Origin of the sequence: Pseudomonas sp. D8002, assembly GCF_013385695.1 — a bacterium.
GTDB lineage: Bacteria > Pseudomonadota > Gammaproteobacteria > Pseudomonadales > Pseudomonadaceae > Aquipseudomonas.
Window position 1 is genome coordinate 349,126 of record NZ_JACAPM010000024.1, and the last position, 12,758, is coordinate 361,883.

Genomic DNA, 12,758 nt, shown 5'->3' on the forward strand with positions numbered 1-12,758 from the left:
GAATCGTTATGCAGATCGGAACCGTACTGCTTCTTTTTGTAGGCTTGGCCGTCGCCATCCTCTTCATGGGTTTCAAGGTGGTCCCGCAGGGTTACCAATGGACAGTCGAGCGCTTCGGCCGCTACACCAACACCCTCAAGCCCGGCCTGAACATCATCATTCCGGTCATGGACCGCATCGGTCGCAAGATCAACGTGATGGAAAGCGTGCTGGATATCCCACCCCAGGAAGTCATCACCGCTGACAACGCCACGGTGCAGATCGACGCCGTGTGCTTCTTCCAGGTGGTCAATACCGCCCAGGCTGCCTACGAGGTGAACAACCTCGAACACGCCATCCGCAACCTGCTGCAAACCAACATCCGTACCGTGCTCGGCTCCATGGAGCTGGATGCGATGCTCAGCCAGCGTGACGGCATCAACGAAAAACTGCTGCGCACCGTCGACGAAGCCACCGCACCGTGGGGCATCAAGATCACCCGGATCGAGATCAAGGACATCAGCCCGCCTGCCGACCTGATGGCCGCCATGTCCGGCCAGATGAAGGCCGAGCGGATCAAGCGTGCGCAGATCCTCGAGGCCGAAGGCCTGCGAGCCTCCGCGATCCTGACCGCCGAAGGCAAGAAGCAGGCGCAGATCCTGGAGGCCGAAGGTGGTCGTCAGGCCGCCTTCCTGGAATCCGAAGCCCGCGAACGTCAGGCCGAGGCCGAAGCCCGCGCCACTCAAGTGGTATCGGAAGCCATCGCCACCGGTAACGTGCAGGCCATCAACTACTTCGTCGCCCAGAAATACATCGACGCACTGGGCAAGCTGGCCTCGGCCAACAACAGCAAGGTGATCCTGATGCCGCTGGAAGCCAGCCAGGTGATTGGCGCAGTCGGCGGCATCGGCGAAATCGTCAAGGCAACCTTCGACAACAAGAAAGCCTGAGGCACGCACCATGTGGGAATTCCTGCAGCACCTTTCGTTTTGGGACTGGCTGGCACTGGGCACGGTGCTGTTGATCCTTGAAGTGTTCGGTGCCGGTGGTTATCTGCTGTGGATGGGCATCGCCGCGGCAGCCGTGGGCGTGATCAAGTTCCTGGTGCCGAGCCTGGGGCTGGAGTGGCAACTGCTGCTGTTCGCCGTGTTGTCGATCCTCACGGCGGTGTACTGGTGGCGACGCCAGCGCAGCAGCGCCAAGGTCAGCGACCAGCCGGGGCTGAACATGCGCGGCTCCGAGTTGATTGGTCGCACCTTTGTGGTGCATCAGGCCATCGTCGAGGGCCGTGGCAAGATCAAGGTGGGTGACGGTGTGTGGATGGCATCCGGGCCGGACGCGCCGGCTGGGGCACACGTACGTGTCATTGGTCAGGAAGGCGTGATTTTGCAGGTTGAAACTGTTTAGTCATCCATGGAACTCGGCTGGGCTATCTACAATCAAACTGTTCAGATAACCCAGTCGGAGTCACCCATCATGCGTCTAAAATATGCTGTCGCAACCCTCGCTGTGCTTTCCCTTCCTGTCGGTTCAGCCATGGCCGACAGCTTCTGGCGTAATGTCATCTCATCGGGTGCCACGACCGGCTCGACGTACCTGACCTTCAAGGACCACAAAATGGTAGTCGCCGCCCAGGACGACGCCGGTAGCTTCGTCGCCAGTGACGGCAACATCCGTGGCCCATACCTGGAAGCTGCGATGCAGAAAGTCCGCGCCGATAACCCTGGCCTCAAGGCCACGGATATGGACCTGGCGAACGCAATCCTGGCAAAAAACGCCATTGCTTCCGAGTAATACCGCCGCATAAAAAATGCCGTTCCTCGAGAGCGGCATTTTTTTGCCCTGACTTCCTACGCCAGACGCTGGCGATTCCGCATCTGAACAGGAAAAGTCCTGTCGAGTTGCAGGCGCGCCCGGCAACAAGCTATCGATTCCCTTCAGACTGAGTGAATCGATGACCATGCAAAAACTCTCCTACGCCCTGCTGCTCGCCGCGGTTGCCACGCCTTATGCCCAGGCAGAAAGCTGGTACGGGTCGGCAAAGCTCAACAGCGCCCGGCAGAATCTCTCAAGCTCACTGCTGACCAGCCCACGCGTAACCCACCGGGTAGAAGCCCCCGACAGCAGCAAGACGTTCACCGGCTCATTCGCCGTGGGCTATGCCTTTGCCGATGGCTGGCGCCTGGAGGGGGAATACACGATGCCCAGCCACTCGACCTTCAAATCCCATTGGGCACCGTTCAATGCCAACGTCAACAGCCTGCGCACCGACAGCCAGCGCCTGATGCTCAACGGTTATAAAAACATCCCGATCAATGAATGGCTGTCGTTCTACGGTATGGCGGGAGTCGGCGTGGCCCAGGTTGACGCCGAGGGTTACCAGACCAACGACACCCGCCGTTTCGCCAGCAATCGCCAATACAACTTCGCCTACAGCGTTGGCCTGGGGCTGGATGCCAAGGTCAGCGAAACCCTGACCCTGGGTACCGGCTGGCGTTACGTGGACATGGGCGGGATCGAGACCGGCTACAACACGTTCGCCAATCGGATAAACGCCCGGGACGAACAGCTCAAAGGCAAGCTCAAAGAGCAGAACGTGTTTCTTGAGGCACGCGTTGCCTTCTGACACCGATGCTGAAATGCCGCTCCCGAGGCGGCATTTTTTGTTTCAGGCGGGACGATTCATTCACAGACGACAGGCTATATTCAGTCGAGCCGTGCAACCATGCCCGGCATTGATATGCTTTTTTCTCATCGCCTTCTGAAACGGATGCCTTCAACGTCATGAGCCAACTGCCCTTTCTGCCGTTCTCCAAGCCCACCATTGATGAAGCCACCATCTCGGCGGTAGGCGACGTACTGCGCTCCGGCTGGATCACCAGCGGGCCGAAAGTGCAGGCGTTCGAGGCGCAGTTGTCGGAATATTTTGGGGGGCGCCCGGTGCGTACCTTCAACTCGGGCACCTGCACCATGGAGATTGCCTTGCGCATCGCCGGTATCGGGCCTGGTGACGAAGTCATCACCACCCCGATTTCGTGGGTAGCCACGGCCAACGTGATTCTGGAAGTCGGTGCCACGCCGGTGTTCGCCGACATCGACCCGGTGACCCGCAATATCGACCTGGCGCAGGTAGAAGCCGCGATCACACCGCGCACCAAGGCAATCATCCCGGTATACCTGGCGGGCCTGCCGTTGGACATGCCATTGCTCTACGCGCTGGCCAACAAGTACAACCTGCGCATCGTCGAAGATGCAGCCCAGGCCCTGGGTTCCAGCTGGGATGGCCAACGCATTGGCGCTACCGGCGATTTCGTATCGTTCAGCTTCCAGGCGAACAAGAACATCACCTCGTCCGAAGGCGGCTGCCTGGTATTGAACAACGCTGAAGAAGCGCGCCTGGCGGAAAAATATCGCCTGCAGGGCGTGACCCGCACCGGCTTCGATGGCCTCGACGTGGATGTGTTGGGCGGCAAGTTCAACATGACCGACATCGCAGCAGCCATCGGCCTGGGCCAGTTTGCCCATATCGAGAAGATCACTGCCCACCGCCAGGAACTGGCGCGTCACTATTTCGAATGCTTCGGCAGTGATTTTGAAGCGCAGTACGGTGCGCAATTGCCACCGGCAGACTTCGAAAACAGCAACTGGCACCTGTTCCAGCTGGTACTGCCGGAGCGTCAGGACGGCCTGCCCGCACGCGCCACGTTCATGGAGCAGATGCAGGCCCATGGCGTCGGCATTGGCTATCACTACCCACCGATCCACCTGCTGAGCTTGTACAAGGCACAGGGATTCAAGGAAGGCATGTTCCCGGTAGCGGAAAAAGTGGGGCGTTTGATTGTGTCGTTGCCGATGTTCACGGCGATGACGAAGGCGGACGTAGAGCGTTCGGTAGCGGCGGTAAAAGCAGTATTGAAACGCGGATAAAACCTTTGCGGGAGCCGATTGCCGGCTCCCGCAGCGGGATCACTCGCCGATGGCAGCCTTGTAGCCGGCAGCGTCCAGCAATTTTTTCAGTTCATCCGGGTTGCTTGGCTTGAGCTTGAAGATCCAGGCGCCGTAAGGGTCGGAGTTCAACAGCTCTGGCTCACCGCTCAAGGCGTCGTTCACCGCGATCACTTCGCCAGCAATTGGCGAGTAGATATCCGAAGCGGCCTTCACCGATTCAACCACGCCGGCCTGGTCAGCCGCCTTGAACACGTTGCCGACTTCGGTCAACTCAACGAACACTACATCCCCCAATGCTTCCTGGGCATGGTCCGAGATCCCGACGGTCACGGTGCCGTCAGCTTCCAGACGGGCCCATTCGTGACTTTCGGCAAAACGCAGGTCGGCAGGGATATCGCTCATAGTCTGTGTCCTCAAGGAAAAATGTCAGCGGCCATTGGCCCGCCGGAAAAGTTAGATCAATGTTTTGCCATGGCGCACGAACGTCGGTTTGACCACCCGAACCGGGTACCACTTGCCGCGGATTTCCACCTCGGCCCGGTCAGCAGTCGCCGACGGCACACGCGCCAGGGCAATGGATTTGCTTAGCGTAGGAGAGAAACTACCACTGGTGATCTCTCCTTCGCCAACATTGGCGATACGAACCACCTGGTGAGCGCGTAAAACCCCGCGCTCTTCCAGCACCAGGCCGACCAGCTTGGACTTCACACCCGCAGCCTTTTCGGCTTCCAGGGCGGCGCGGCCGATGAAATCCCGCTCGGCCGGCTCCCAGGCGATGCTCCAGGCCATGTTGGCTGCCAGGGGCGAGACGTCCTGGTGAATATCCTGACCGTAAAGGTTCATGCCGGCCTCGAGGCGCAGCGTGTCGCGGGCGCCGAGGCCGATGGGCGAAATGCCTGCGCCTACCAGGTCGTTGAAGAACGCCGGGGCCTGATCGGCCGGCAGGACAATTTCAAGACCGTCTTCGCCGGTGTAACCGGTGCGCGCGATAAACCAGTCGCCGTCAGCCAGGCCTTCAAAGGGCTTGAGCTGATGGATCAGGGTGGCGCGGGACTGGGTCACCAGTTCAGCGATCTTTTGCCGGGCATGGGGGCCTTGAATGGCGAGCATGGCCAATTCGGGCCGCTCGCGGAGCTGGGCCTGATAGCTGCCGAGCCGAGCCTGCATCCAGGCCATGTCCTGGTCACGGGTGGCGGCGTTGACCACCAGCCGGTAACCGCCCTCGGTACGGTAGACGATCATGTCGTCCACCACGCCGCCCTGCTCGTTGAGCATGGCGCTGTATAACGCGCGGCCGCAGCCGTGCAATCGGTCAACATCATTGGCCAGCAAATGCTGGAGCCATTCCTTGGCCTGGGGGCCTGTGATATCGATCACGGTCATATGGGATACATCGAACACCCCGCAGTCGCGTCGCACCTGATGGTGCTCCTCAACCTGCGAGCCGTAGTGCAAAGGCATATCCCAACCGCCAAAATCGACCATTTTCGCGCCAAGGGCGAGATGCAGGTCATACAGAGGCGTGCGCTGTCCCATGGGTTTCTCCTTCCGGGCGTGGCGAAGGTGCGGACGGTCGCCGTTCGGGCCGCACGCCTTGAAATACAAGGCCTGTAGCCGCGTTCAGCAACCCGATCTGAAAGATCGACCGCACCGAATGCCGCGCATTGTAGCCTCAAGCCGTAGGACTGGCACCTAACCGATTCGTCGCGCCGAACGTCGGATCAACCCGATGACCGGTAACAGCCCCACCAATACCAGGGTCAGGGCCGGCAGCGAAGCCCGCGCCCACTCCCCTTCGCTGGTCATCTCGAAAATCCGCACCGCCAGCGTGTCCCAGCCGAACGGGCGCATCAGCAGGGTCGCCGGCATTTCCTTGAGCACATCGACAAACACCAGCAGCGCCGCGCTCAGGGTGCCCGGCAGCAAAAGTGGCAGATACACTTTGCAAAACAGTCGCGGCCCGCTGACCCCAAGACTGCGGGCGGCTTCCGGCAAGGACGGGCGGATTCGCGCCAGGCTGTTTTCCAGCGGCCCGTAGGCCACCGCAATGAAGCGCACCAGATACGCCAGCAGCAAGGCCGACAAACTGCCCAGTAACAGCGGTTTGCCGGCGCCCCCCAGCCAGCCGGAGACCGGGATCACCAGTTCACGATCCAGGTAGCTGAACGCCAACATGATCGACACCGCCAGCACCGAGCCGGGCAGCGCGTAGCCTACGTTGGCCAGGCTGATGCCGGAGCGGATGGCCCGGGTGGGCGCCAGGCGATGGGCGAACGCCAGCACCAGGGCCACGCTGACGGTGATCAGGGCAGCCATACCGCCCAGGTACAGGGTATGGACGATCAAACCGGCGTAGCGCTCGTCCAGGTCGAAACGGCCACGCTGCCAGAACCAGGCCACCAGTTGCAGCATCGGGATCACGAACGCGCAGGCGAACACCAATCCGCACCAACCGCTGGCCAACGCCGCCTTGAACCCGCGCAGATGGTAAAGCGCCTTGCCGCGAGGTCGCTCGTTGCTCGGCCGGCTGGCGCCCCGGGCGCGGCGCTCGCCGTACAGCACCAGCATCACCACCAACAGCAACAGGCTGGCCAGTTGCGCGGCACTGGAGAGGCTGAAAAAGCCGTACCAGGTCTTGTAGATGGCGGTGGTAAAGGTGTCGAAGTTGAACACCGAGACGGCACCGAAATCCGCCAGGGTTTCCATCAGCGCGAGGGCCACGCCCGCACCGATGGCGGGACGCGCCATGGGCAGGGCCACCCGCCAGAACGCTTGCCACGGCGACTGCCCCAAGACACGCGCCGCTTCCATCAGGCCTTTGCCCTGGGCGAGGAACGCGGTGCGTGCCAGCAGATAAACGTAGGGGTAGAACACCAGCACCAGCACGATGATCACACCGCTGGTCGAGCGCACACGCGGCAGGCGCAAGCCTGTACCAAACCATTCGCGCAGCAGGGTTTGCACCGGGCCGGAGAAGTCCAGCAGGCCGACGAAGACGAAGGCGAGCACATAGGCGGGAATCGCGAAGGGCAGCATCAACGCCCAGTCCAGCCAGCACCGGCCGGGGAATTCGCAGAGGCTGGTCAGCCAGGCCAGGCTGACGCCCAGCAGCGTAACGCCCACACCGACGCCCAGCACCAGGGTCAAGGTGTTGCCCAGCAGACGTGGCATCTGGGTTTCCCACAGGTGGGACCAGATCTGGTGGTCGATGGTCTGCCACGACAGCAACAGCACGCTCAACGGCAGCAGCACCAGGGCGGCAACGGTGAAGACCGGCAGGTACCAGCGGCGTTGGGCGGGATGGGCCAAAGGTTAATTCTCAGAGAATGAATAGCTTGAAGCCAGCGCTAACCAATGTGGGAGCGGGCTTGTGTGGGAGCGGGCTTGCTCGCGAAAGCGGCGTGTCAGTCAACGCATATGTGACTGATACACCCTCTTCGCGAGCAAGCCCGCTCCCACACAAACCCGCCCCCACATTTAGATCGGCGGCGCCTTGCAAATTGTATCTAGTTCCAGCCAGCGCGATCCATCAAGCGAATAGCCTCAGCCTGGCGCTTGCCCGCCACTTCCACCGGCAATGTATCGGCCACAAACTTGCCCCAGGTCGCCACTTCCGCCGACGGCGGCACCGCCGGGTTGGCCGGGAACTCCTGATTCACATCCGCAAAGATCTTCTGCGCTTCCGGCGTGGTCATCCACTCCACCAGCGCCTTGGCTGCTTCCGGGTGCGGTGCATGCTTGGTCAGGCCGATGCCCGACAGGTTGACGTGCACCCCGCGGTCGCCCTGGTTCGGCCAGAACAACTTCACCGCCAGGTCCGGCTTCTGCTTGTGCAGGCGGCCGTAGTAGTAGGTGTTCACGATGCCCACGTCACACTGCCCGGCGTTGATCGCTTCCAGCACGGCAATGTCATCGGAGAACACGTCGGTGGACAGGTTGTTGACCCAGCCCTTGACGATTTCTTCGGTCTTGGCCGCGCCGTGGGTTTCGATCAGGGTGGCGGTCAGCGACTGGTTGTAGACCTTCTTCGCGGTGCGCAGGCACAGGCGGCCTTCCCACTGCTTGTCGGCCAGGGCTTCGTAGGTGGTCAGGTCGCCCGGTTTCACGCGATCGGTGGAGTAGGCGATGGTCCGCGCTCGCAGGCTCAGGCCGGTCCAGGCATGGGCCGAAGAACGGTATTGAAGGGGAATATTCTTGTCGATCACCGCAGAGGTGAACGGCTGCAGGATGCCCATCTGCTCGGCCTGCCAGAGGTTGCCGGCGTCGACGGTGAGCAGCAGGTCGGCGGTGGCGTTTTCACCTTCGGCCTTGATGCGCTGCATCAGCGGCGCTTCCTTGTCGGTGATGAACTTCACCTGCACGCCGGTCTTCCTGGTGTAGGCGTCGAACACCGGCTTGATCAGTTCGTCGATGCGCGAGGAGTAGACCACGACCTCATCGGCCGCCTGCACGGTGGTGCTGCCGATAAGAGTGAGTGCCAGGGCAGTCAGGAGGCGCTTGGGTGCCAACATGGGTGCGGTCTCTCATTTGCAAAAAGAGCGCAAATGATAAAGACTCACATTTGGTAACGCTCAACGGAGCCGTTACCAGATGTTGCACAGCACCCTCAGGCCTTGGCCAGCTCCGGCAAATCCCCGGTCAAACCCAATGCCTGACGCACAAACAACGCCTTGGCCTCCGGCATCTGCTCAACCACCTTCAGCCCTGCATTACGCAGCCAGCGCAACGGCAGTTGATCGGCCTGGAACAACCGCTCAAAGCCTTCCATCGCCGCCATCAGCGCCAGGTTGTGCGGCATGCGCCGACGCTCGTAACGGCTGAGCACCTTCACATCCGCCAGGCGCTCGCCGCGCTCGTTGGCCGCCAGCAGCACCTCGGCGAGCACCGCCGCATCGAGGAAGCCCAGGTTCACGCCCTGCCCCGCCAGCGGATGAATGACGTGGGCCGCGTCGCCAATCAATGCCAGGCCTTCTGCCACGTAACGTTTGGCGTGGCGCTGACGCAACGGCACGCACAGCCGTGGATCGGCGCTTATCACGCTGCCCAGGCGGCCTTCGAAGGCATTTTCCAGTTCACGGCAGAAGCTTTCATCATCCAGCGCCATCAAGCGCTCGGACTCACTCGGGGTGGTCGACCAGACGATCGAACACCAGTCTTCCTGCCCGTCCCGCACCAGCGGCAGGAATGCCAGCGGGCCATTGTCGGTAAAACGCTGCCAGGCCGTCTTTTGATGCACCTGGCTGCTGCGCACACTGGTGACGATGGCGTTGTGCAAATAATCCCACTCACGGGTAGCGGTGCCGGTCAGGCGACGTACTGCCGAGTTGGCACCGTCCGCCGCGACCACCAGTGGCGCGCGCAAGGTGCGGCCATCGGCCAGGGTCAGCAGCCAGTCATCGCCGGAGCGGCGCATCTGTTCCAGGCGCGCATTGGCCAGCAGGCCGAGGTCGCAGTCGTGCAGGCGGTCGAGCAAGGCGTCCTGGACCACACGGTTTTCAACGATATGCCCCAGCACCTCGGCATGCACGCTGGCCGCCGAGAAGTGGATCTGCCCGGTGCCGCTGCCGTCCCACACCTGCATCTCGCCGTACGGGCTGGCACGTCGCTCGACAATCCCGTCCCACACGCCAAGGCGCTCGAGGATGCGCTGGCTGGCGGCCGACAAGGCGCTCACCCGCGGTTCGAACGCAGCATGAGGGTCGAACGGCTTGACGCTCAGCGGGCTGCCGTCGAGCAGCAGCACCTGCAGGCCACTGCCCTGCAACGCCAGCGCCAGGGCGCTTCCGACCATTCCGGCCCCGACAATCAGCACATCTGCGCGCATGTCCATGCTTTAAGCCTGTCTCGATTGCAGCTTGCGCCGCACGTAAAGGGTTTTGTCGACCCGCGCCACCAGGGTGCCGGAGCCGTCATGAATCTGTACCTTGAGCTGCGGTAAATACTTGTCGCCGCTGGCGGTGTGCTGGCGAATCTCGTCCAGCAATGCTTGGTCGATGGAAAATTCGGCGAACACCGGGCCTTTGCCCGGCGAGATAAAGTCGATAGCGGCAGCCTTGTCCCAGACAATGTAGTCGCGGCCCAGGTTCTCCATCAGCATCAGCATGTAGAACGGGTCGACCATCGAATACAGGCTGCCGCCAAACTGCGTGCCGACGTAGTTGCGGTTGTACCAGCCCAGGCCCATGCGCACCTTGACCTCGCGGAAATCGCTGCCGATGTGCAACACCCGAACTCCGGCCCCGAGGTACGGCGGGTACAGAGTCATGATCCAGCGCAACAGCCGCGCCTTGCCCAGGCGTCGGGTCAGCCACTCACGCATCGGGACGGGTGCCCAGGCCCATGGCCTGGCGCGCGAACCAGCGCTTGGCCGGCGGCAGCAAGTCGAGGCCCAGCAAGCCCATGTTGCGGCCCAGCGCGACCAACGGTTGCGCACTGCCAAACAGGCGGGTGACCTGATCGGAGAAGCCGACGGTGAGCTTCTGGTCCATGCGCTGACGCTCGCGGTACGCCTGCAGTGTCGCCAGGTCGCCCGGAATCGCCGGCCCGGCCAGCAGCGCCTCGGCCAACGCGTAGGCATCCCGCAGGGACAGGTTGAAGCCCTGACCGGCAATCGGGTGCAGGCTGTGGGCGGCATTGCCAAGTACGGCCAGATGAGAGCGCACTTGTTCTTCCGCTTCCACGAGCGTCAGCGGGTACAGGTGGCGCGCACCGACTTGCTTGAGGGTGCCCAGGCGGTAGCCGAACACGCCCTGCAGTTCATTCAGGAAGCTGCGTTCGTCCAGCTCGGCCAGGCGCTTGGCGTCCATGCCGATGCGGGTCCAGACCAGCGCGCAACGGTTGTCCGGCAACGGCAGCAAGGCCATCGGGCCTTCGTCGGTGAACCGCTCGAACGCCTCGCCGTTGTGGGCCTCGCTTGGGGTGATGTTGGCGATCAGGGCGCTCTGGTTGTACGGCCGCTTTTTAACGCCGATGCCCAGTTGCTCGCGCAAACCTGAGCGACCGCCATCGGCCAGCACCGCGAGGTCGCACTCCAGCACGGTTTCGTCATTGAGGGTCAGGCGGTAGCCATCGGCAAGCGGCTCCATGCGCGTAACTTCCGCCGGGCAACGCCAACTGACCACGTCCTTGTCCAGCCCTTGCCACAGGCATTGGCCCAGCCAGGCGTTTTCCACCACGTAGCCAAGCGCCGGCACACCCTCTTCCATGGCCGACAGGCGCGCGGTAGAGAAGCGGCCACGGTCCGACACATGAATCTGTTTGATCGGCTCGGCGCGGCGAGAGATTTCCTGCCACACGCCCAACCGTTGATAGATCTGCCGCGCGCCAAAGGACAGCGCTGAAGAACGCGCGTCATAGCTCGGCTGGTAGCTGTCGCCGGGGGCAAACGGCTCGATCAGCACGATCTTCCAGCCCCGGGCCTTGGCCCCGGCCTGCAAGGCCAATGCGAGGCTGGCACCCACCAGGCCGCCGCCGATAATCGCCAGGTTGACCCGGCTCATCGGGCGCTCGCCATCAATGCTTCGATCTCGGCGACGGACTTGGGCACGCCACCGGTCAGAATTTCACAGCCTTGCTTGGTCACCACCACGTCGTCCTCGATGCGTACGCCAATGCCACGCCATTTCTTCGCCACGTTCTGGTTGTCCGGCGAGATGTAAATCCCCGGCTCCACGGTCAGTGCCATGCCGACTTCCAGCACCCGCCACTCGCCGCCGACCTTGTATTCGCCCACATCGTGCACATCCATCCCCAGCCAGTGGCCGGCGCGGTGCATGTAGAAGGCTTTATAGGCTTCACTGGCGATCAGTTCGTCGACATCACCCTGCAACAATCCCAGCTTCACCAGCCCGGCAGTGATCACTTGCACCGTCGCCTCGTGGGCCTGGTTCCAATGCTTGTTCGGGGCGATTTCAGCAAAGGCGGCCTCCTGGGAAGCCAGCACGATTTCATAAATCGCCTTCTGCTCGGCGGAAAACTTGCCGCTCACCGGCCAGGTGCGGGTGATGTCGCTGGCGTAGCAGTCGATCTCGCAACCGGCGTCGATCAGCACCAGGTCGCCGTCCTTGAGCACCGCGTCATTCTGCTGGTAATGCAGGATGCAGCTGTTGCGCCCCGAGGCGACGATGGAACCATAGGCCGGCATCTTCGCCCCGCCCTTGCGAAACTCGTAGTCGAGCTCCGCTTCCAGGCTGAACTCATGCAACCCGGCGCGGCTGGCCTGCATCGCCCGTACATGGGCCGCGCAGGAAATCCGCGCCGCCTCGCGCATCACCTTCACTTCTGCCGCCGATTTATACAGGCGCATGTCATGAAGCAGATGATCCAGGGCAACAAATTCGTTCGGTGGCTGGGCGCCGAGGTGCGCTTTAGAGCGGATCACGTTGATCCACTCCATCAGGTGCCGGTCGAATTCGGCATTGCTGCCCATGGCCGAATACACCCGGTCGCGGCCTTCGATCAGGCCGGGCAGGATGTCGTCGATATCGGTAATCGGGAAGGCGTCATCGGCGCCAAAATCGCGAATCGCGCCTTCGGTGCCCGCTCGCAGGCCGTCCCACAGTTCGCGCTCGGCATTGCGTTCGCGGCAGAACAGCACGTACTCGCCGTGCTGGCGGCCGGGCATCAGCACGATCACCGCCTCCGGTTCGGGGAAGCCGCTCAGGTACTGGAAGTCGCTGTCCTGGCGGTAGACGTGCTCGACGTCACGGTTGCGGATGGCTACCGCGGCCGCCGGCAGGATGGCGATGCTGTTGGGTTCCATCTGCGCCATGAGCGCCTTGCGGCGCCGGGTGTATTCCGCTTTGGGGATATGGATCATGGGCAGATGGGCT

General features: G+C 62.3%; 13 protein-coding genes. 5 read left to right on the forward strand and 8 right to left on the reverse strand.

From position 1 onward, the window contains the following. Positions 1-8: 8 nt before the first annotated feature. From HX807_RS14485 to HX807_RS14505, 5 genes are all read left to right on the forward strand, one after another. On the forward strand, positions 9-929 hold the full coding sequence (locus tag HX807_RS14485) for an SPFH domain-containing protein (protein WP_003213925.1): 921 nt from the start codon (positions 9-11) through the stop codon (positions 927-929). A gap of 10 nt (positions 930-939) precedes the next feature. Further along, entirely contained in the window at positions 940-1,386 is a 447-nt protein-coding gene (locus HX807_RS14490) for an NfeD family protein (RefSeq protein WP_008438897.1), read from the forward strand. A 69-nt stretch (positions 1,387-1,455) separates the two neighbouring features. Then, the gene (locus tag HX807_RS14495) at positions 1,456-1,773 is read left to right on the forward strand and encodes a DUF2388 domain-containing protein (protein WP_008438896.1); all 318 of its coding nucleotides are present in this window, start codon (positions 1,456-1,458) and stop codon (positions 1,771-1,773) included. Positions 1,774-1,933: 160 nt separating this feature from the next. Continuing rightward, positions 1,934-2,605 carry an outer membrane protein gene (locus tag HX807_RS14500; protein WP_008438895.1) on the forward strand — a complete coding sequence of 224 codons (672 nt, stop codon included), beginning with the start codon at positions 1,934-1,936 and terminating at the stop codon, positions 2,603-2,605. Positions 2,606-2,763: 158 nt separating this feature from the next. Beyond that, positions 2,764-3,906, forward strand: coding sequence for a DegT/DnrJ/EryC1/StrS aminotransferase family protein (locus HX807_RS14505; protein WP_177050305.1), 1,143 nt, complete (start codon positions 2,764-2,766; stop codon positions 3,904-3,906). 39 nt (positions 3,907-3,945) lie between these two features. Here the strand turns inward: HX807_RS14505 and gcvH are convergent, their stop codons facing one another. From gcvH to pepP, 8 genes are all read right to left on the reverse strand, one after another. Then, the gene (gcvH, locus tag HX807_RS14510; RefSeq protein ID WP_087693282.1) at positions 3,946-4,329 is read right to left on the reverse strand and encodes a glycine cleavage system protein GcvH; all 384 of its coding nucleotides are present in this window, start codon (positions 4,327-4,329) and stop codon (positions 3,946-3,948) included. 51 nt (positions 4,330-4,380) lie between these two features. After that, a complete protein-coding gene (gene gcvT, locus HX807_RS14515) occupies positions 4,381-5,463 on the reverse strand; it encodes a glycine cleavage system aminomethyltransferase GcvT (protein WP_003213938.1) in 1,083 nt (360 codons plus the stop codon). Between the two features lie 156 nt (positions 5,464-5,619). Continuing rightward, on the reverse strand, positions 5,620-7,236 hold the full coding sequence (locus HX807_RS14520) for an iron ABC transporter permease (protein ID WP_177050307.1): 1,617 nt from the start codon (positions 7,234-7,236) through the stop codon (positions 5,620-5,622). 197 nt (positions 7,237-7,433) lie between these two features. Further along, the gene (locus HX807_RS14525) at positions 7,434-8,438 is read right to left on the reverse strand and encodes an extracellular solute-binding protein (RefSeq protein ID WP_003213942.1); all 1,005 of its coding nucleotides are present in this window, start codon (positions 8,436-8,438) and stop codon (positions 7,434-7,436) included. 95 nt (positions 8,439-8,533) lie between these two features. After that, complete coding sequence (locus tag HX807_RS14530; protein WP_162835188.1) at positions 8,534-9,751, reverse strand: 2-octaprenyl-3-methyl-6-methoxy-1,4-benzoquinol hydroxylase; 1,218 nt, start codon at positions 9,749-9,751, stop codon at positions 8,534-8,536. A gap of 9 nt (positions 9,752-9,760) precedes the next feature. Then, on the reverse strand, positions 9,761-10,246 hold the full coding sequence (locus tag HX807_RS14535; RefSeq protein ID WP_003213946.1) for a DUF4442 domain-containing protein: 486 nt from the start codon (positions 10,244-10,246) through the stop codon (positions 9,761-9,763). After that, positions 10,239-11,426 (reverse strand): 2-octaprenyl-6-methoxyphenyl hydroxylase, encoded by a 1,188-nt coding sequence (gene ubiH, locus HX807_RS14540; protein WP_102370133.1) that lies wholly within the window; start codon positions 11,424-11,426, stop codon positions 10,239-10,241. The genes HX807_RS14535 and ubiH overlap by 8 nt, the downstream gene beginning before the upstream one ends. After that, positions 11,423-12,745, reverse strand: a complete 1,323-nt coding sequence (gene pepP / locus HX807_RS14545; protein WP_102370134.1) for a Xaa-Pro aminopeptidase — start codon at positions 12,743-12,745, stop codon at positions 11,423-11,425. Before pepP ends, ubiH begins: the two co-directional genes overlap by 4 nt. Positions 12,746-12,758: the final 13 nt, after the last annotated feature.